17 protein-coding genes are annotated in these 18,520 nt (G+C 70.4%); 8 read left to right on the top strand and 9 right to left on the bottom strand.

All coding sequences use genetic code 11. The annotated features are described in order from the left end of the window. The first annotated feature begins 11 nt into the window (after positions 1-11). Entirely contained in the window at positions 12-608 is a 597-nt protein-coding gene (locus AC1Q87_RS02305) for a LabA-like NYN domain-containing protein (RefSeq protein WP_183770301.1), read from the top strand. Then, positions 608-1,267, top strand: a complete 660-nt coding sequence (locus tag AC1Q87_RS02300) for a uracil-DNA glycosylase (protein WP_492607393.1) — start codon at positions 608-610, stop codon at positions 1,265-1,267. Before AC1Q87_RS02305 ends, AC1Q87_RS02300 begins: the two co-directional genes overlap by 1 nt. Here the strand turns inward: AC1Q87_RS02300 and AC1Q87_RS02295 are convergent. From AC1Q87_RS02295 to dapA, 3 genes are read right to left on the bottom strand one after another with little or no spacing between them, the layout of a single operon-like run. Then, on the bottom strand, positions 1,264-2,004 hold the full coding sequence (locus AC1Q87_RS02295) for a GNAT family N-acetyltransferase (protein ID WP_492607392.1): 741 nt from the start codon (positions 2,002-2,004) through the stop codon (positions 1,264-1,266). The two genes, AC1Q87_RS02300 and AC1Q87_RS02295, sit on opposite strands and share 4 nt — an antisense overlap. Then, positions 1,997-2,452 carry an SsrA-binding protein SmpB gene (smpB, locus tag AC1Q87_RS02290; RefSeq protein ID WP_492607391.1) on the bottom strand — a complete coding sequence of 152 codons (456 nt, stop codon included), beginning with the start codon at positions 2,450-2,452 and terminating at the stop codon, positions 1,997-1,999. The genes AC1Q87_RS02295 and smpB overlap by 8 nt, the downstream gene beginning before the upstream one ends. Next, positions 2,452-3,336 (bottom strand): 4-hydroxy-tetrahydrodipicolinate synthase, encoded by an 885-nt coding sequence (dapA, locus tag AC1Q87_RS02285; RefSeq protein WP_492607390.1) that lies wholly within the window; start codon positions 3,334-3,336, stop codon positions 2,452-2,454. Before dapA ends, smpB begins: the two co-directional genes overlap by 1 nt. Positions 3,337-3,461: 125 nt before the next feature. Here dapA and AC1Q87_RS02280 point away from each other — a divergent pair, with 125 nt between their 5' ends. After that, positions 3,462-5,633: a lytic transglycosylase domain-containing protein gene (locus AC1Q87_RS02280; protein WP_492607389.1), complete on the top strand. Its 2,172-nt coding sequence runs from the start codon at positions 3,462-3,464 to the stop codon at positions 5,631-5,633. A gap of 6 nt (positions 5,634-5,639) precedes the next feature. On the opposite strand, the gene AC1Q87_RS02275 is transcribed toward AC1Q87_RS02280, so the two are convergent. Genes AC1Q87_RS02275 through AC1Q87_RS02265 form a run of 3 tightly spaced genes read right to left on the bottom strand, consistent with a single transcriptional unit; the run spans position 5,640 to position 9,769 of the window. Further along, the gene (locus AC1Q87_RS02275) at positions 5,640-7,178 is read right to left on the bottom strand and encodes a DHA2 family efflux MFS transporter permease subunit (protein ID WP_492607388.1); all 1,539 of its coding nucleotides are present in this window, start codon (positions 7,176-7,178) and stop codon (positions 5,640-5,642) included. A 12-nt stretch (positions 7,179-7,190) separates the two neighbouring features. Continuing rightward, positions 7,191-8,342: an HlyD family secretion protein gene (locus AC1Q87_RS02270; RefSeq protein WP_492607387.1), complete on the bottom strand. Its 1,152-nt coding sequence runs from the start codon at positions 8,340-8,342 to the stop codon at positions 7,191-7,193. A 38-nt stretch (positions 8,343-8,380) separates the two neighbouring features. Continuing rightward, on the bottom strand, positions 8,381-9,769 hold the full coding sequence (locus AC1Q87_RS02265) for an efflux transporter outer membrane subunit (RefSeq protein WP_492607386.1): 1,389 nt from the start codon (positions 9,767-9,769) through the stop codon (positions 8,381-8,383). 135 nt (positions 9,770-9,904) lie between these two features. Here AC1Q87_RS02265 and AC1Q87_RS02260 point away from each other — a divergent pair, with 135 nt between their 5' ends. After that, positions 9,905-10,537 carry a TetR/AcrR family transcriptional regulator gene (locus AC1Q87_RS02260; RefSeq protein ID WP_492607385.1) on the top strand — a complete coding sequence of 211 codons (633 nt, stop codon included), beginning with the start codon at positions 9,905-9,907 and terminating at the stop codon, positions 10,535-10,537. A 4-nt stretch (positions 10,538-10,541) separates the two neighbouring features. On the opposite strand, the gene AC1Q87_RS02255 is transcribed toward AC1Q87_RS02260, so the two are convergent. Both AC1Q87_RS02255 and AC1Q87_RS02250 read right to left on the bottom strand, forming a co-directional pair. Then, positions 10,542-12,002 (bottom strand): DUF1254 domain-containing protein, encoded by a 1,461-nt coding sequence (locus tag AC1Q87_RS02255; protein WP_492607384.1) that lies wholly within the window; start codon positions 12,000-12,002, stop codon positions 10,542-10,544. Between the two features lie 102 nt (positions 12,003-12,104). After that, complete coding sequence (locus AC1Q87_RS02250; RefSeq protein WP_492607383.1) at positions 12,105-12,740, bottom strand: TetR/AcrR family transcriptional regulator; 636 nt, start codon at positions 12,738-12,740, stop codon at positions 12,105-12,107. A gap of 197 nt (positions 12,741-12,937) precedes the next feature. Here AC1Q87_RS02250 and AC1Q87_RS02245 point away from each other — a divergent pair, with 197 nt between their 5' ends. The 4 genes from AC1Q87_RS02245 to AC1Q87_RS02230 all read left to right on the top strand — a co-directional run bounded on the left by AC1Q87_RS02245 (position 12,938) and on the right by AC1Q87_RS02230 (position 15,957). After that, entirely contained in the window at positions 12,938-13,159 is a 222-nt protein-coding gene (locus AC1Q87_RS02245; protein WP_492607382.1) for an RING finger protein, read from the top strand. A 49-nt stretch (positions 13,160-13,208) separates the two neighbouring features. Continuing rightward, positions 13,209-14,111, top strand: coding sequence for a class I SAM-dependent methyltransferase (locus AC1Q87_RS02240; RefSeq protein WP_492607381.1), 903 nt, complete (start codon positions 13,209-13,211; stop codon positions 14,109-14,111). Continuing rightward, the gene (locus AC1Q87_RS02235; protein ID WP_492607380.1) at positions 14,108-14,893 is read left to right on the top strand and encodes a TrmH family RNA methyltransferase; all 786 of its coding nucleotides are present in this window, start codon (positions 14,108-14,110) and stop codon (positions 14,891-14,893) included. Before AC1Q87_RS02240 ends, AC1Q87_RS02235 begins: the two co-directional genes overlap by 4 nt. Before the next feature lie 98 nt (positions 14,894-14,991). Continuing rightward, the gene (locus AC1Q87_RS02230) at positions 14,992-15,957 is read left to right on the top strand and encodes a bifunctional helix-turn-helix transcriptional regulator/GNAT family N-acetyltransferase (RefSeq protein ID WP_492607379.1); all 966 of its coding nucleotides are present in this window, start codon (positions 14,992-14,994) and stop codon (positions 15,955-15,957) included. Here AC1Q87_RS02230 and hrpB read toward each other — a convergent pair. Continuing rightward, on the bottom strand, positions 15,954-18,389 hold the full coding sequence (gene hrpB, locus AC1Q87_RS02225) for an ATP-dependent helicase HrpB (RefSeq protein ID WP_492607378.1): 2,436 nt from the start codon (positions 18,387-18,389) through the stop codon (positions 15,954-15,956). The genes AC1Q87_RS02230 and hrpB overlap by 4 nt on opposite strands. Positions 18,390-18,520 lie beyond the last annotated feature (131 nt).

Genomic DNA, 18,520 nt, shown 5'->3' with positions numbered 1-18,520 from the left:
TATTCGCACTCATGACTTTCTACCCCACGGACAGGCTGGCGCTCTTCATTGACGGGGCGAACCTGTACTCCGCCGCCAAGGGGCTGGGCTTCGATATCGACTATCGCAAGCTGCTGGAAGAGTTCCGCAAGCGCGGCGTGCTGGTGCGGGCCTACTACTACACCGCCCTGGTCGAGGATCAGGAGTACTCGCCGATCCGTCCGCTGGTCGACTGGCTCGACTACAACGGCTTCCGCCTGGTGACCAAGCCGGCCCGCGAATACACCGACGCCCAGGGCCGCAAGCGCTGGCGCGGCGACATGGACGTCGAGATCGCCGTCGACATGATGGAAATGGCCAGCCACGCCGACCATCTGGTGCTGTTCTCCGGCGACGGCGACTTCCGCGTCCTGGTCGAGGCCGTGCAGCGCCGGGGCGCCCGGGTCACGGTGGTCTCCACCGTCAAGTCGCAGCCGCCAATGGCCTCCGACGACCTGCGTCGCCAGGCCGACAACTTCGTGGATCTGGCGGACCTCGCCGACATCATCGGCCGGCCCTCGCGTCTGCCGCGCTTCATCCAGGAAAGCCGCGCCGCGCGCGACGAACACGACGTCGACGCCGAACTCTGATGTCGGTCGAACTCTGGGGCGCCGAGCCGCCCCGCGACTGCCCGCTGTGCCCGCGCCTGGTCGCCTATCGCCAGGCGAACGCCGCCCAGAACCCTGACTGGTGGAACGGCCCTGCGCCCTCCTTCGTCCCGGTCGGCGGGCCGCAGAGCGTCCGCCTGCTGGTGGCGGGCCTCGCCCCAGGCCGCACCGGCGCCAACCGCACCGGCCGCCCGTTCACCGGCGACCATGCCGGCTGGATGCTCTACGACACCCTCTTCAAGACCGGTTTCGCCAACGACAAGTTCGACGCCCGCATCGACGACGGGCTTGAGCTGTACGAGTGCATGATCACCAATGCGGTCCGCTGCGCCCCGCCCGGCAACAAGCCCGAGACCAGCGAAGAGAACACTTGCCGCCCGTTCCTGACCCAGCGGTTCAAGGACCTGCCGAACCTCAAGGTCATCGTCACCTTGGGCGACGTTTCACGGCGAAACATCCTGAAGGCGCTGGGCCTGAAGGCCTCGGCCGGCATTCCGGGCCACGGCACCGAGTTTCAGGCCGGCCCCTACGTCGTGCTGAACAGCTATCACTGCTCGCGCCTCAACACGAACACCGGCCGCCTCACCGCGCAGATGTTCGAGACGGTCTTCCGCCGCGCCCGCGAGCTGATCGACGCCTAGAGCGGCTGGCTCCAGTAGAGATACCGCCAGGCCTTGGTGAACCCGGCGCGCCGGTAGAGGCTGCGCGCGCCGGTGTTGCCTTCCTCGACCTGCAGGAACACCCGCTCCACGCCGCGCGCCTGAGCCGCGCCCGCCAGGCCCGCCAGGACGCGCCCGGCCAGCCCCTGCCCGCGCCGCGAGGCGTCGGTGCGCATGCCGTGCACGCTGGCCCAGCCGTAGCCGAATGCCGCCACGCCGACCGCCAGGGTCCGGTCGCCCTCCGATATTCCACCATAGACCGCGTCGGGCGACCGGGTCAGCGCCGCCACCCGGTTGCGGCCGTCGGCCTCGTCGAACCCCTCGCTCGTGAACACGCTCGCCCAGCCCGCGTCCGGCGCGTCGGCGATTCTGGCCGCCTCGCCGCGCGCCGCGGCGATCATCCCGGCCGCGGCCCCGACCTTCACCAGGGTCGGCTGCTCGAAGCGGTAGCCGCGCCGCGACAGCTCGGCCTGCACGCTTTCCAGGCCAGGCGAGTCGGCGATGCGGAACGCCGGCGCCAGGCCGCGCTCGACGAACGCCGCCTCGATCTGATCGATGACGCCTGGGTCGGCCCCCAACGCGTGGCTCAGCGGCGCAGCGCTGGCCGCGCGGCGGATGGTCCCCTCGTTAAGGGCGATCAGCCAGCCGCCGATCTCCAGCACCTCGCGCGGCGCCACCGCCGCGACGGTCGCCCGTTCGATGGCCTCGACGTCAGCCACGATCGCGCAGCAGCCGGGCCTTGTCGCGCGCCCAGTCGCGCTCGGCGGTGGCTTCGCGCTTGTCGTGCAGCTTCTTGCCCTTGGCCAAGGCGATCTCCAGCTTGGCCAGCCCCTTGTCGTTCCAATAGAGCTTGGTCGGGATGATCGTGCGGCCTTCGCGCGTCACGGCCCCGATCAGCTTGTCCAGCTGCTTGCGGTGCAGCAGCAGCTTCCGGTGCCGCCGCGGCTCGTGGTTGAAGCGGTTGGCCTGGGCGAAGGGCGGGATGTCGGCGTTGATCAGCACCACCTCGTCGCCTTCGACCGAGGCGTAGGATTCGGCGATATTGGCCCGCCCGGTGCGCAGCGATTTGACCTCGGACCCGGTCAGCATCAAGCCCGCCTCGAAGGTCTCCTCGAGGAAGTAGTCGTACCGCGCGCGGCGGTTCTCTGCGATCAGCTTGCCAGCCATCAGATGACGCCGGCTTCCCTCATCCCGGCCAGGACTTCGGCGCGCGAGGCTTCCGACGCCGGCACGATCGGCAGGCGCGCGTCCTCGGCGCAGAGGCCAAGATGCGAGAGCGCGAACTTGGTCGGGGCCGGCGAGGCGTCGGTGAACAGCGAGCGGTGCAGCCGGAACAGGCGGTCCTGCCAGTAAAGCGCCGTCTGCCAGTCGCCGCCCAGCGCGGCGTTGTAGAACGTGGCGCACAGGTCCGGGGCGATGTTGGAGGTCACCGAGATGCAGCCGTGACCGCCGTGGGCCATGTAGCCCAGTGCGGTCAGGTCGTCGCCCGACAGCAGCACCCAGTCGTCGCCGCACAGCTGGCGCTGCACGGTGGCGCGGGTCATGTCCGCGGTGGCGTCCTTGATCCCGACGATGTTGGGCAGCTTGGACAGCCGGCCCAGGGTGTCGTTGCTGATGTCCACCGACGTGCGTCCGGGCACGTTGTAGACCAGCACCGGCAGCTGAACCGCCTCGTTGATCGCCGCATAGTGGGCGTAGAGGCCTTCCTGGCTCGGACGATTGTAGTACGGCGTGACCACAAGGGCGGCGTCCGCGCCGATGGTCTTGGCGTGCTGGACCAGTTCGATCGCCTCGTCCGTCGAGTTCGAGCCCGCGCCGGCGACGACCGGCACGCGGCCGGCGGCGGTCTTCACGGCCAGCTCGACCACCCGGCGGTGCTCGTCGTGGGAAAGGGTTGAGGTCTCGCCTGTCGTGCCCACGGGCACGATGCCGTGGACTCCGCCGGCGATCTGGCGCTCGACGAGAGCGACGAACGCTTTCTCGTCGACGGCGCCGTCGCGGAAGGGAGTCACCAGGGCAGGCATCACGCCCTTGAACAAGGAATCTGACATGGTCTGCAAAAAGCCGTGAAAGCGAGGCCAGTTGTTGCGGCCTCATGATTTGGCCGGACAATATGGCGGGGCGCCCCCGCGCCGCAACATAGTTTCATCCTTCCGCGAATCTGGAGTTCGTCACCTTGCCGTCCAAGGCCCGTAAAGCGTTTCTGACCACCGCCTCGCTCGCCTTGTTGGCCACCATGGCCAACGCCCAGGCGCCGACAGGGGGCGCGCCGGGTCAGGGCCCCTACCGGCCGTTCTCAGGCGCAGAGCGGCCGCCGGCCGAAGGGCCGCGCCCGATCGAACTGACCCAGACCCCGCCGACGGCCTATCGCCAATCGCTGTCGATGACCGACTCCGCCACCCTCTCCTCGGCGCTGGCCGCGGCCAAGCGGGGCGACGTGACCACCGCGCGGTCGGGCATCGCCGCGCTCTCCGACCCGATCGCCAGGAAGCTCGCCACCTGGGCGCTGGTCGATTCCGCCGTGGAATCGATGTCATTCTTCGAGGTCGATCAGGCCCGCCGCGACCTCGCCGGCTGGCCGCGCGCCAATCGCCGCCAGCTCGGCGCCGAGAAGCTGCTGGAGACCTCCGGCCAGACGCCGCAGCAGGTCATCGCCTGGTTCGGCGGCTCCGAGCCCCAGACCGCCGAGGGCGCCATGGCCCTGGCCAGCGCCTACCAGGCCAGCGGCCGCCAGAAGGACGCCGAGGACCTGATCCGCCGCTTCTGGCGCGACAAGCTGTTCGAGGTCACGCCCCAGCGCACCATGCTGGCCCGGTTCGGGTCGATGCTGACGCCCGAGGACCACGTCCGCCGGGCCGACATCCTGCTCTACGGTCCGCAAGGTCCGGCCGCGCGCGAAATCCTCCCGCTGCTGCCGCCCGACCGGCTCCAGGTCGCCCAGGTGCGGATGGCCTATCGCGCCGGCTCATCGGCCGCCAACGACCAGGCGAACGCCCTGCCGGGCAATCTCTCCAACGATCCGGGCGTCGCCTTCGAACGCGCCAGCTACTATCGCCAGCGCAACCTTGAGACCCTGGCGCTCGCCAATCTCCGCTACTTCCCGACCGATCTGGCGCACGGCGACATGGCCGACCGCATCTGGGCCGAGCGCTATCGCCTGATCCTCTACGCGCTGCGCAACAGCGACTCCGCCGGGGCCTACGCCGCCGCGGCCAACAGCGGCCTGACCACGGGCGCGCCCGCCGCCGACGCCGAGTTCTATGCCGGCTGGATCGCCCTCACCCGGCTGAAGAGGCCCGACCAGGCCGCCGTCCACTTCGCCAACCTGGAAAAGATCGGTCAGTCGCCGATCACCCGCGGCCGCGCCTTCTATTGGCAGGGCCGCACCGCCGAGGCGCGCGGCGACCAGAACGCCGCCAAGGGCTTCTATGCGGCCGGCGCCAAGTTCAACACCACCTTCTATGGCCAGCTCGCCACCGAGAAGCTCGGCCAGCCGCTGGTGCTGGGCGGGGATCCGCAGGTGACCCAGGCCGATCGCGCCCGCTTCGAAAGCCGCGACACCGTCCGCGCCGCCCGGCTGCTCTACGAGATCGGCAACCGCGACCTCTTCAAGACCTTCGTCCTGGCTCTCGACGACATCCTGCCGACCGTCGAGGAACAGGCCCTCCTGGTCGACCTAGCCCGCGGCTACGGCGACCAGGACACCTCGATGAAGGTGGTCCGCACCGCCGCCCAGCGCGGCTTCATCCTGCCCGAGCGCGGCTATCCGCTGCGCAATCCGCCGCCGGTCGCCGGCGCGCCGGAACCGGCCCTGACCCTGGGCATCACCCGCCAGGAAAGCGGCTTCGATCCGATGGCTCGCTCGGGCGCCGACGCCCGCGGCATGATGCAGCTGCTGCCGGCCACCGCCGCCAGCACCGCCCGCGGCCTCGGCATGAGCTACGAGGTCTCCATGCTCTGGCAGCCCGACTACAACATGCAGCTGGGCCAGGCCTTCCTCGGCCGGCAGATCAACAACTTCTCGGGGTCGTACCCGATGGCGATCGCCGCCTACAACGCCGGCCCCGGCCGCCCGCCGCAGTGGGTGCAGTTCTGCGGCGATCCGCGCGGCGGCTCCACCGACCCGATCGACTTCGTCGAGTGCATTCCGTTCTCGGAGACCCGCAACTACGTCATGCGGGTCATGGAGGGCATGCAGGTCTACCGCGCCCGCCTGGCCGGCGGCTCGGCGCCGATCACGCTGACCACCGACCTCAAGCGCGGCTCCTACGGCGGCTATGCCGGCCCCGTCGGCCCCCAGCCGCCGCTGCCGATCGGCGGGGCCAGCACGCCGGTCCCCAACCCCTAACGGGGATTAGTGCCCGCCGCCTGGTCCGGCCGCCCGCTTGGGCCGCGGGGCCAGCCAGATCGTCGTCGCGGCGATGGCGAACACCACCGCCGTGGTCAGGAACATCAGGTTGGTCGACAGCATCACGGCCTGGCTCTGCACCAGCCCTTCCAGCTGGCGCAGCGCCTGGTCGGGCGAGAAGCCCTGGGCGACCATGCGGTCCAGCGTCGACTGCGGCTGGTTCAGCGCCCCGACCAGTTCGGCACGCTTGGCGCTGGCCTGGTTCTCCCATGACGTAGTCATCAGCGAGGTCGCGAACGCGCCGGCCACCACCCGCAGGAAGTTGGCGATCCCGGCGGCCGCGGCGGTCTCCTCCTCGTCCACGGCCCCCAGCGCGATGCTCTGGGTCGGGATGAAGAAGAACGGCATGGCGAAGCCCAGTGCCAGCTGCGGCAGGGCGATGGTGATGAAGTCGGCGTTGGTGGCGAAGTGGCTGCGCCAGATGGCGATCCCCGCCATCCAGAACACCCCGAACGAGACCAGCGCCCGTGGATCGCGCTTGGCGACCTGGCTGGCGACGATCGGCGACATCACCACGGCCAGCACGCCCTGGAAGGCGGCGGCGTAGCCGGCCCAGGTGGCGGTGTAGCCCATGTTGGTCTGCAGCCAGAGCGGCAGGATCACCACGCTGGCGAAGAACGCGCCGAATGTCAGGCTGAGCGTCGTCACGCCTATGGTGTAGCCGCGGTGTCGGAACACCCGCAGGTTCACGATCGGGTTCTCCGCCGTCAGCTCCCAGATCAGGAAGGCCACGAAACCGACCGCCGCGACGATCGCCAGCCCGACGATGAACGGCGAGGCGAACCAATCGTGCTCCTTGCCGGTGTCGAGCATGACCTGCAGCGCCCCGACCCAGACGATCAGCAGCGTCAGGCCCATATAGTCGACCGGCACGCGGCGCGTAGCGCCCTGGCGGCCGATCAGCGCCCGGTAGGCCAGGAACGCCACGCCGAAGGCGACCGGGATGTTGATGAAGAAGATCCAGTGCCAGCCGATGGTGTCGGAAATCGTGCCGCCCAGGATCGGCCCGGCGATCGGCCCGACGACCGTGGTCATGCTCCACAGGCCCAGCGCCTGGGGCGCCTTTTCCTTGGGGAAGATCTGCAACAGCAGGGTCTGCGACATCGGCATGATCGGGCCGCCGCACAGGCCCTGCAGCACGCGGGCGAACACCAGGAAGCCGAAGGTCGGCGCCAAGCCGCAGAGGATCGAGCAGACCCCGAACCCGACCAGCCCGAACACGAACACCTTCACCGCCCCGAACCGCTGGGCCAGCCAACCGGACAGCGGCACGGTGATGGCCTCGGCCACCGAGTAGGAGGTGATGACCCAGGTGCCCTGGCTGGGCGACACGGCCAGGCCGCCGGCGATATGCGGCACGGCGACGTTGGCGATGGTGATGTCCAGCACCACCATGAAGTTGGCCAGCCCGAGCAGCAGCCCGGTGACCAGCAGCGCCATCCCCGTCAGGGGCGCCGGCGCCGGCGTCGATTGGCTCTGGCTCACGGGCCGCGCCCCTTACTTCGAGATGTCGATCACGGCTTCCATGGACAGGCCGACGCGCAGCGGATGCTCGGCCAGCTCCTTGGGATCCAGGGCGATGCGGACCGGCACGCGCTGCACGACCTTGATCCAGTTGCCGGTGGCGTTCTGGGCCGGGATCAGCGCGAAGGCCGAGCCGGTGCCGCCGCCGACGCCGGCGACCTTGCCGTGGAACTTCACGCCGCTGCCGTAAAGATCGCTGGTCAGCTCGACCGGCTGGCCGGGCCGCACCTTGCGCAGCTGCACTTCCTTGAAGTTGGCGTCCACATAGGCGGTCTGGATCGGCACGATGCTCATCACCGGCGCGCCGTTGGCGACCTTCTGGCCGACCACCACGCTCTTTCGCGCCACCACGCCGTCGACCGGCGAGCGGATCGTGGTGCGGGCCAGGTCCAGCTCGGCCTGAGCCAGCTTGGCGCGGGCCGCGGCGACCTCGGGGTTGTCCTCGACGTTGGTCCCGGCGACCAGGGCGTTGGCGGCCTTCTGCTGACCGGCCGACTGGGCGGCGGCGGCCTTGGCCTGGGCCAGGCCCGCCTGGGCGGCGGCCAGCGCGGCCTTGGCGGCCTGATAACGGTTCTCGGCCTGGGTCAGCTCGTCGCCCGACACCGCGCCGGAATCGGCCAGGTTGCGGCGGCGGCCGTACTCGACCTCGGCCCGCGAATAGTCGGATCTCGCGCTGGCCAGCATCGCCTCGGCGCGGGCGATGTCGGCCCCCCGGGCGGCGGTCTGGGCGCCCAGCGCCTCGTCATTGGCGAAGTACTGACCGACCCGGCGCTGCGCCTGGCCGAGCTCGGCGCGGGCGCGGTCGACGGCCAGCTTGAAGTCGGCCGGATCGATCACCGCGATCACCTGCCCGGTCTTGACCACCGTGGTCTCGCCGACCGGCGCCTGCACGATCGGCCCGGCGACCAGCGCCGTCACCTGGGCGGTGTCGGCGTTCACATAGGCGTTGTCGGTGGTCACGTGACGCGAGCCGACCAGGAAATAGTACAGCCCCCAGATCACGGCGCCGGCGAGCACCACGCCCCCGAGGATCATGAACAGCCGCTTGCGGCGCGCGCCGTTGGCCGGCGGGGCGGTCGTGGCGACCGCCGCGGGTTGGGGATGCGATCCGATGTCGTCGGGCATGGGAGACCTTTCCGGGGGAGGACGGAAACGGGTTGGGGTCAGGCGGCCCGGAAGCCGCCGCCAAGGGCGCGGACCAGGGCTGCATCAAGGGTGAGCGCGCGCGATTCCAGGTCAGCGGCGGCCCGCCGCTGCAGGATCACGGCGTTCTCGGCGGTCAGCACCGAGGTGTAGGAGTTCAGGCCGCCTTCGTAGCGCAGGCGGGCGATGCGATAGGCTTCCTCGCCCTTGGCCAGGGCCTCGCGCGCGGCCTCTAGCCGGACGGCCAGCGCACGTTCGCTGACGGCGGCGTCGGCCACCTCCTTCAGCGCCTGGGTCAGGGTGGCGTCATAGGCGCCGACCGCGGCGTCGTACTCGGCCCGCGCGCCGCGATAGGCGCCCGACAGCCGTCCGCCCTGGAAAATCGGCAGGCTGAGCGCCAGGCCCGCCTGGCCGATGTCCGAGCCGCTCTCGGTCAGCATGTTCAGGCCGAGCGACTGAGCGCCGATGAAGCCGGCCAAATTCACGTTCGGATAGAAGGACTTGCGCGCGACATCGATGCGCTTTCCGGCCGCCTCGGCGCGCAGCCGCGCCGCGACGATGTCGGGACGACGCCCGATCAGGTCGGCCGCCAGGTTCGACGGCAGCCCGAACTCGCGCGCCGCCGGCGCCTGCGGCTTGGCGATCGCCAGGCCCCGGTCGGGACCGGCGCCCAGCAGGGCGGCGATCGCGTCGCGGGCCAGGCCGACCTGTTCCTGCGCGGCGGCCAGTTCCTGGTTGGCGCTCGCCAGCCCGGATTCTGCCTGCCGCAGTTCGCCCTTGTTGGCCGCGCCGTTCTCGACCTGCTGGGCGACCAGCTTGCGGGTGGCTTCGCGGTTGGCCTGGGCCTGCACGGCCGCGTCCTCGACGGCGAAGGCGCGCGACAGTTCGGCATAGGCGCCGACCACCGAGGTGGTCAGCATCAGCCGCGCCTGGGCCGCGTCCATCTCGGCGGCGGTGGCTTCCGACGTCGCCGCGGCCAGCGCCGCACGGTTCTTGCCCCACAGGTCGAGGTCGAAGCTCAGGTCCAGCGTCGCGCGGCCGGTGTCGTTGTAGCCCTCGGGCACGAAGGCCGGCGGAATGCCGTTGTTGTAGCTCTGCTTGGTCTCGGCGGCCTGGGCGTTCAGCGCCGCGCTGGGCAGCAGCGCCGCGCGGCTCTGTTGGGCCCGCGCCTGCGCCGCGCGCACCCGCGCCTGCGCCTGCACCAGGCTCGGAGACCCGGCCAGCGCCTCATCGACCAGGGTGTCGAGCTGGGCGTCGCCATAGCTCTTCCACCACTGGTCGGCCGGCCACTCGGCGGCCGGGGCGTCGAAGCTCGAGGTTGCGGCATAGGCCTGCGCAGGGCGGACCTGGGGGGCTGGACCCAGGTTTGGTACGGCCGCGCAGCCCGCCAACAGGAGGGCCGCCGTCACGGGGGGGAGAATCAGGCGTGCCATGCCGCGTCTCGAGAATCGACTGAGGAGAAGTACCGCCTGGAAAACCGTACGGTACGGTCATATGTTCCCGACACTGGATTTCGTCAAGGACAAACCGTACAGGATGGTCAGATGACAGCCGCCCCCATGAGCCGGCGCGAAGAACGCCGCGATGAACGCCGTGACGGCATTCTCGACGTCGCGCGCGACTGCTTTCTGGCCGACGGCTACGCGGCCACGTCGATGTCCAGCATCGCCGCGCGGCTGGGGGGGTCCAAGGGCACGCTCTACAACTACTTCAAATCCAAGGAAGAGCTGTTCGAGGCGGTCATGCAGCGCCAGTGCGGCGCCCTGGCCGAGACCCTGTTCGACGTCGAGCACGAGGGCGACGACGCCCGCGAGCGGCTCGAGCACTTCGGCGCGGCGTTCCTGAAGCTGCTGCTGACCCCGGAATCGATCGGCATCCACCGCGTCGTGGTCGGCGAGAGCGGCCGCTTCCCTGAGCTTGGCCAGACCTTCTACGACATGGGCCCGAAGGTGATCCTGACCAAGATCGCCGGCTACCTGTCGGACCTGATGGACCAGGGCGCCCTGCGCCGCGCCGACCCGTTCGTCGCGGCCCAGCAGTTCAAGGACCTGACCATCTCCGGCGTCCTGCAGCCGCGGACCTGGGGCGTGATCTCCGGCGAACTGACCGACGCCGAGGTCGAAGTCCAGGTGAACAACGCCGTCGACACCTTCCTGCGCGCCTACCGGCCGGACTGACCCCCTACCCCACCTTGGTCAGCGGCGGCGGCGGCCACTTGCCCTGCCGCGCCTCCGACGACGGCCCATAGAGCCGGAAGACTACGTTGAACGGGCCCGTGGCCGGGCTGGGCAGCCAGTTGGATTCCTTGTCGGGTCCGGGCGACGTCGCCTGGACATAGAGCGTCAGCGACCCGTCCGGCCCGTACTTCAGGTTGCTGCGGTCGCCCAGCGAGTAGCGCTTGATCGGGTTCTCGACCAACAGCCTGTCCGGCAGGTTGTACATGGTCACCGACCAGAAATACGCCGCTGGCGGCAGCTGCGCCTTGGTCAGACGGACCTCGTAGCGGTTGGCGCCGTCCAACGGCGCGCCGCTCGCGTCCCGCATCGTGCCGACATAGACGGCCTCTTCGGCGGAATTGCCGTAGATGCCCATGGCGGCCGCCACTGCGCGCTTCATGATGTAGTTGGAGCCCAGTTGCTCGCGCGAGCCGAACAGGCCGATCGAGCTCGTGGTCCTGGCGACCTCGGCCTCCAACGCCGCCGCCCCGTCCGCCGCGCCGCCGACCACCGCCTCGCGCGCCTCGGGGGTCATGGCCACCAGGTCGAACGGCTTGCCGGGGCCGACCCCGATCGCCGCGAACCGCGCCATCAGCGGGACTTCGACCGCCGGCGTCGGCTGGCTGAACTGCAGCAGGAAATTCAGATAGCCGCCGAAGTCCGGCCCCAACGCCTTGGCCTTGTCCCAGGGCGGAAAGCTGATCGCCGGCGCCGGCGCGGGCGCCGGGGTCTTGGCGAAAGCCGACAGCGGCTGCAGCTTGTACTGCGCCTGGAACGCCCGAACGGCGGCGGCGTCCTGCGGCCCCGACATGCTCGTGCGCGCCAGGTTCAGCACCAGGTCGCTCTCCGACCTCAGCACGCCGTTGACCCCGCGCGGCGTCGGCCCGGTCCAGCCGGGGCCGGCGATCAGATAGCTGCCCGCGTCGCGCCCCGTCGCCCGCACCCCGACATAGCCGAAGATCTGGGTGAACAGATCCATGAACTGATGGACGTAGTAGCGATCGCGCGGCGCGGCGGGCACGCTCAGCACCCAGGGCTCGGCGCGCAGGTCGAGCCAGGCCCAAGAATAGGGCGTGTCGTTGTTCGGCGTGACGATGTCGCGGTTGGCGGGGGTGAAGAACTGGCTGTAGTGACGGAACTTGCCGAACCCGACGTACTCCGGACTCTTCGGATCCTGTGTCTGCTTGACCAGGGTCTGGTAGTTCATCAGCCCCGGATAGGCGTAGAGCCACGCCTCCTTGGCGATCGCCCGGGGCGCGTCGGCCGCGTTCACGGCGCCCGGCGCCGGAGCCGCATTCTTCTCCCCTTCAGCAGTCTGGCGACCGCAGCCGGCCAGCAGCGCGGCGCCGCCAAGACTGGCGACGGAGCCGAGCAGCCACCGGCGCGTCTGCACGCCGGATTTGGGAGCCAGGAACGATTGGGTCATGGGCGGGCCTCGCCTGTCGGACAGGCTCCCACCCTCGCCTCAGACGAGTACGCCGCGTATTGGGGCGAACCCTGAAGCCGCGCCTTGTAACGCTGGAGCGGACTAGTCGGCGACCAGGCCGTGCATCAGGCCGTCGAGCGTGACGTGGATCAGCTCGTCGGTCGGGGCCCAGTCGAAGTTCGGCCGGGCGATCATCATGCTGACCACGCCGTGGCAGGCGGTCCACAGCGCCTGGGCGGCGCTGTCGGCGCTGCCGGTGCGCAGCCGGCCTTCGGCGGCGATCTCGCGGACCACGCCGGAGAACACCTGATAGCACTGGTCGCCGAGGTCGGCGGTCATCGGCTCGTCGCCGATCATCGCGATCAGCCGGGCGGCGTTGCAGAACACCAGCTCGTAGGCGTTCGGATGCTCCAGGCCCCAGCGCATGTAGGCGTCGAGCATCAGCTTGACGCGGTTGGCCGCGTCCATCGGCTTGGCGGCGATCTCGGCGTTGCGCTCCAGCAACTGGCGGATCGTGCCCTGGCAGATCTCCAGCAGGATGCAGCTCTTGTCCGGGAAGTGCATGTAGAGCGCCGTGGAGGACACCCCCACTTCGTCGGCGATCTTGCGGATCGTCGCGCCCTCGTAGCCCTCGGCCACGAAGATGCGCTCGGCGGCCTCCAGGATCTCTTGCCTGCGGAGGTGGCCGTCGCCCTTGGGTTTCCGGGCTGAGCGCCGCGTCGTCACTGCGATGGTCACAGCTATCCTTCCGAGTCCGTCCTGTAACAAACGGAAACCAAAACCACCGCGGTTGCAAGCCTGTACTAAAGAAAAGCCCAGCTGAATCCGAGACTAAGGGCGCCCCTGCGTAAGCTCTTGCGCAGGTGATCGCCGCCAAACGGCAGCGTTTCGACCGTTCAGGCGTTTCTTTCGGGCGAATGGATGAGGGAGCGGCCATGAGACTGCCCGACGACCAACTGCAACGCCTGGCGCTGCACAGCGCCTTCGGACTTCACCTCGTCGCCAAGTGGATGGCGACGCGCACCGACGTCGATCCGGAGATTCGCGATCGGCTCTCGGTCCACATGGCCGCCCTCGACGGCGTGCTGTCGGCCAACGGCCACGACTGGATCAGGGAAGAGATCGAGGGCACCGAAGCGGCCCTGCAGGGGCGCTGAACCCTCGCAGGACTGGACCGCAAGCCTGCGAACCGGCTAGTGGGCGGCCATGACCAAGACCGCCCCCGTCGTCGCGGAGCTGCCCGGCGCCATGCGCACCACCGGCTGGGCCGACTACGCCCTGCTGGACTCTGGCGGCGGCCGCAAGCTCGAACGCTACGGCCCCTACACCGTCGTGCGCCCCGAACCCCAAGCCATGTGGGATCCGCGGCTGCCGGCCGCGACCTGGGACAAGGCCGACGCCGTCTTCGATCCGTCCGACGAGGAAGATGCCGGCAAGTGGCGCTTCCGCGGCAAGCCCAAGGAAAGCTGGCCGATGGCCTGGGGCGACGTGCGTTTCCACGCCCGCTTCACCGCCTTCCGCCACCTGGCCTTCTTCCCGGAGCAGGCCGCCAACTGGGCCTGGCTGGATCAGCGCGTGCGCGCCCTGCCCGATCAGCCGCGCATCCTCAACCTGTTCGGCTACACCGGCGTCGCCAGCCTGGTTTGCGCCGCGGCCGGGGCTCATGTCACCCACGTCGACGCCTCCAAGAAGGCCATCGCCTGGGCCCGCGAGAACGCCGCCCTCTCCGGACTCGACGACCGCCCGATCCGCTGGATCTGCGAGGACGCACGCCGCTACGTCCAACGCGAGGTGCGCCGCGGCTCGCGCTACGACGGCATCATCCTCGATCCGCCGAAATACGGCCGCGGCCCCGACGGCGAGGTCTGGCGCCTGTTCGAGAACCTGCCCGAGCTCTCGGCCCTATGCGCTGAACTGCTCGGGGACAACGCCTCCTTCCTGCTGCTCAACGCCTATGCCGAGCGGATCTCCGGAGCGGCCCTGTCGTCGCTGTGCGCCGCCAAGCTTGGCGGCCGCGGCGGAGCCATCGACTGGGGCGAACTGACCCTGGTCGAGGACGCCGCCGACCGCCAGATCGGCATGTCCTTCTACGGCCGGTGGTCGGCATGAGCCGCCTCGTCACCTCGCTGACCAATCCCACCGTCAAGGCCGTCCGCGGCCTGCACATGCGCAAGGAGCGCGAGCAGTCGGGCCTGTTCGTGGCCGAGGGCCTGAAGATCGTCACCGAGGCCGTCGAGCTCGGCCATGCGCCGCGCATCCTGATGTACGGCAAGGACGCCGAGGGTCATCCGCTGCTCAAGCGCGCGATCCAGGCGACGCTGGCCGCCAGCGGCGAGGTCATCGAGGTCACCCAGGACATCCTTGCCAAGGTCTCGCGGCGCGACAACCCGCAGGCCGTCGTCGCCGTCTTCGCCCAAGTGTTCACGCCGCTGACCTCGCTAGACCCGGCCGCGGCGACCTGCATCGTCGCCCTGCACCGGGTGCGCGATCCGGGCAATCTCGGCACCATCGTGCGCACCGCCGACGCGGCCGGCTGCAGCGCGGTGATCCTGGTCGGCGACTGCTGCGACCCGTTCTCGGTCGAGGCGGTCCGCGCCACCATGGGCTCGATCTTCGCTGTCCCGATCGTCAAGGCGAGCGAGGCCGAGTTCGCGGACTGGCGCGCGTCGTGGCCGGGTTCGGTGGTCGGCACCCTGCTCACCGCCGAGGTCGACCACCGCCAGGCCAGCTACGCCAAGCCGGCGATGATCCTGATGGGCAACGAGCAGCAGGGCCTGACGCCGGACATGGCCGCGCTCTGCGACGTCAACGTCAAGATTCCGATGCGCGGCCGCGCCGACAGCCTGAACCTGTCGGTCGCCACCGGCATCATGATCTACGCCGCCACCTAGCCTCCTCCCCCGTCTGCGCGCTCCCTCGCGAGCGCCTTGACGTCAATTTATATAGCTATGTATATACCTTGCTATATTCACCCTCGCGGAGCGGCCAGATGACCCCCGACACCTTGTCCGACCTTGGCGTGATGTTCCTCGGCAGCCGCCTCAAGCGCCTCGGCGATCGGCTGCAGACCGAAGCAGGCGCTATCCTCCAGGCGATGGACCTGCCGGTGCAGCCGGCCCAGCAGCCGCTGCTGGCGGTGCTCCGCCGCGAGGGCCCGCTCACGGTCGGCGCCGTCGCCCAGCACCTGCGCGTCAGCCAGCCGACCACGACCCGCGCCCTGCAGGCGTTGATCGAACAAGGCCTCGTCGAGGTCGGCAAGGACGGGCGCGACCAGCGCCAGAAGATGCTCTCGCTCACCCCCGCGGGCGGAGCGCTGATGGACCGGCTCGAAGGCGACCTCTGGCCGCGGGTCGAGGCCGCCGCGATCTCGCTCTGCGACGGCCGCCATCAGGAGCTCATGGACGCCATCGCCCGGGTCGAGGCGGCCCTCGACCAACGGTCGCTGACCGAACGGACGCTCGCTGAACCGGCCCTGGCCCCCGACATGGCCGTTCGCGACTTCACCGACGACTTGGCCGAGGCCTTCTACGCGATCAACGCCGAGTGGATCGAAGAGATGTTCTCGCTGGAGGCCAACGACATCGACCTGATGTCGAACCCCCGGGCGCGGATCGTCGATCAGGGCGGCGCGATCCTGTTCGCCGAAGCTCAAGGCCTCGGCGTCGTCGGGACCTGCGCGATCATGAAGGCCAAGGACGGCTGGTACGAGCTGACCAAGATGGGCGTCTCCAGGTCCGCCCGCGGCCGAAAGGTGGGCGAGTTCCTGCTGGCCAAGGCGATCGAGCGCGCCCGCGCCATGGGCGCCGCCGACCAGCTCTACCTGCTGACCAACACCAAGTGCGGCCCGGCCATCCACCTCTACGAAAAGCTCGGCTTTGAGCACGACGCTGAGGTCATGGGCCTGTTCGGCGCCCGCTATGAGCGCTGCGACGTCGCCATGCGCTTCCGGCCTTAAGTCCCGCGCGGCTTGGCCCGCGCGGTCGGGGCGGTGTTGGCCGGATCCTCGGGCCAGACGTGCTTGGGGTAGCGCCCGCGCATGTCCGACCTGACGTCCTTCCACGATCCGCCCCAGAAGCCCGGCAGATCCTTGGTGGTCTGGATCGGGCGATGCCCCGGCGACAGCAACGACAGGGTCAGCGGCGCGCCGCCCACTCGCGGATGCTCCTTGAGGCCGAACACCTCCTGCACGCGGACATCGACCCGCGGCCCGCCCTCGGCGGCATAGTCGATGGCGAAGCTGTTGCCGGTCGGCGCCGTCCAGCGGGCCGGCGCGCTGGCCTCCAGCCGGCGCTGCTGATCCCAGGGAACCAGCGCCCGCACCGCGCCGTCCAGCACGTCCGGCCTCAAGGCGCCCAGCGAGCGCACGCCGCTCAAAAGCGGCGTCAGCCAGTCGTCGAGCTGTTCGATCAGCGCCGCATCGCTGAGGTCCGGCCAGTCCTGCCCCTGGGCGCGGAGGAACGCCGCGCGCTCGCGGAACGACCGCGCCGCCTCGCCCCACGGCAGCTGGCCCAGGCCCTCGGCCCGCACACGGCCCGCCAGCGCCGCGGCGATCAGCGCCGGGTCGGGGCTCTCGTCGATCTCCTCGCGCACGGTCACCTTGCCCAGCCGCGTCAGCCGCTTAGCCCGCAGCCGCCCGCCGCCGCTCTCGTCGAGCCGGTAGTCAGTCTGCATCTGCCCCCTGAACGCGGCGACCAGCTCGCCCTCGTCCACCGGCGCGGCCAGCAGGATCCGGTCCCGCCGCTCGCCGCCGCCCATCTCGGCGATCGCCAGCCACTTCTCGCGCGCCAGGGCGTCGGTCGGCTCGACGAAGGCGCCGCGGCCGCTGACCAGCTGGAACTCCCCGCTCCCGCCCCGCGCCTTGGCGATCCGCTCCGGATAGGCGAAGGCCAGCAGCAGCCCGTCCTCCAGCGGCTCGCCCTTGCCGGGCTTGCCCGCCAGCCGCGCCCAGCGCTCGGCCAGGGCGCGCGCGTCGCGGGCCCGCGGCGAGCGGTCCCGGCCCAAGCCCTCCAGCCGGTGGCGCAGATCGGCGTCGCGCCCGCCCAGCCCGCGCTCGGTCACCAGGGCGGCGATCTGCGCGGCCCGCTCGGCCTGCCCGGTCTCGCCGGCCTTCAGCACCATGTGCGCCAGCCGGGGGGCCAGCGGAAACTCGCTCAGCGTCTCGCCGTGCCCGGTCAGCACGCCGTCGTCGCTCAGCGCCTCCAGCCGCCGCAGCAGCGTCCGCGCCTCGTTGAAGGCCGCGGCCGGCGGCGGATCGAGGAACGCCAGCTCGCTCGGGTCGCGCGCGCCCCAGCGCGCCAGGTCCAGCGCCAGGCCCGACAATTCGGCGTCGAGGATTTCCGGATCGGCGAAGGCCGCCAGCGCCCGGGTCTCGGCCTCGTCCCACAGCCGGTAGCCGACGCCCGGCTCGGTTCGCCCCGCGCGGCCGCGCCGCTGGTCGGCGGCGGCGCGGCTCACCCGCACCGTCGCCAGCCGGGTCAGGCCGCTGGCCGGATCGAACCGCGGCACACGCGCCAGCCCGCAGTCGATGACCACCCTCACGCCCTCGATGGTCAGGCTGGTCTCGGCGATCGAGGTCGCCAGCACCACCTTGCGCACCCCGGCCGGCGCCGGGCTGATCGCCGCGTCCTGTTCGGCCGGGTCCAGCGCGCCATAGAGCGGCGCGATGCGCACGTCGGGCCGCCGCACGCGTTCGGCCAGCAGCTCGGCGGTCCGCCGGATCTCGCCCTGCCCGGGCAGGAACACCAGGATGCTGCCGCTCTCCTCGGCCAGCGCCCGTTCGACCGCGCGCACCACCCGGTCTTCCAGCCGCAAGCGCTCGTCGCGGCCCAGATAGCGAGTATCCACAGGAAAGCTGCGGCCCTGGCTCTCGATCACCGGCGCGTCGTCGAGCAGCCGCCCGACCGCCGCCCCGTCCAGGGTCGCCGACATCACCAGGATGCGCAGGTCCTCGCGCAGCACCCCCTGCGCGTCCCGCGCCAGGGCCAGGCCGAGGTCGGCGTCCAGGCTGCGCTCGTGAAACTCGTCGAAGATCACCGCGCCGACGCCGTCCAGGCTCGGATCGGCCAGGATCATGCGGCTGAAGACGCCCTCGGTGACCACCTCGATACGCGTGCGGGCCGAGACCTTCGACTGCATCCGAACGCGATAACCGACTGTTTCGCCGACCTTTTCGCCCAAGGTCTTGGCCATGCGCTCGGCGGCCGCGCGCGCCGCCAGCCGCCGCGGCTCCAGCATCACGATCTTGCGGCGCTCCAGCCACGCGGCGTCCAGCAGGCGCAACGGGACCAGCGTCGTCTTGCCCGCACCCGGCGGCGCCACCAGCACCGCCGAGGTCCGCGCCTCGAGCGCCGCCTGCAGGGCGGGCAAAATTTCCTCTACCGGAAGCATGCCGTGGTCTAGCCGCGCCTGCGCGCCGGGCCAAGACGGACGCTCATCCCGCGGGCGCCCGCTTTGGCGCAAAGGTCAGCGACGGCTTGGCGCTTGACCGCAAGGTTACGAAGAGGCCACGTAACGCCCAA

The sequence above is a fragment of the Phenylobacterium sp. GW823-FHT02A09 genome (assembly GCF_058797775.1).
Note: the sequence above shows the minus strand (reverse complement) of the source record. Positions and strands in the feature narration are given on the sequence as shown.

Coding starts and splice junctions, on each gene's coding strand:
- AC1Q87_RS02260 (WP_492607385.1), top strand. CDS start 9,905: ATGACAGCCGCCCCCATGAGCCGGCGCGAAGAACGCCGCGATGAACGC.
- AC1Q87_RS02305 (WP_183770301.1), top strand. CDS start 12: ATGACTTTCTACCCCACGGACAGGCTGGCGCTCTTCATTGACGGGGCG.
- smpB (WP_492607391.1), bottom strand. CDS start 2,452: ATGGCTGGCAAGCTGATCGCAGAGAACCGCCGCGCGCGGTACGACTAC.
- AC1Q87_RS02230 (WP_492607379.1), top strand. CDS start 14,992: ATGACCCCCGACACCTTGTCCGACCTTGGCGTGATGTTCCTCGGCAGC.
- AC1Q87_RS02235 (WP_492607380.1), top strand. CDS start 14,108: ATGAGCCGCCTCGTCACCTCGCTGACCAATCCCACCGTCAAGGCCGTC.
- AC1Q87_RS02240 (WP_492607381.1), top strand. CDS start 13,209: ATGACCAAGACCGCCCCCGTCGTCGCGGAGCTGCCCGGCGCCATGCGC.
- AC1Q87_RS02300 (WP_492607393.1), top strand. CDS start 608: ATGTCGGTCGAACTCTGGGGCGCCGAGCCGCCCCGCGACTGCCCGCTG.
- dapA (WP_492607390.1), bottom strand. CDS start 3,336: ATGTCAGATTCCTTGTTCAAGGGCGTGATGCCTGCCCTGGTGACTCCC.
- hrpB (WP_492607378.1), bottom strand. CDS start 18,389: ATGCTTCCGGTAGAGGAAATTTTGCCCGCCCTGCAGGCGGCGCTCGAG.
- AC1Q87_RS02270 (WP_492607387.1), bottom strand. CDS start 8,342: ATGCCCGACGACATCGGATCGCATCCCCAACCCGCGGCGGTCGCCACG.
- AC1Q87_RS02255 (WP_492607384.1), bottom strand. CDS start 12,002: ATGACCCAATCGTTCCTGGCTCCCAAATCCGGCGTGCAGACGCGCCGG.
- AC1Q87_RS02245 (WP_492607382.1), top strand. CDS start 12,938: ATGAGACTGCCCGACGACCAACTGCAACGCCTGGCGCTGCACAGCGCC.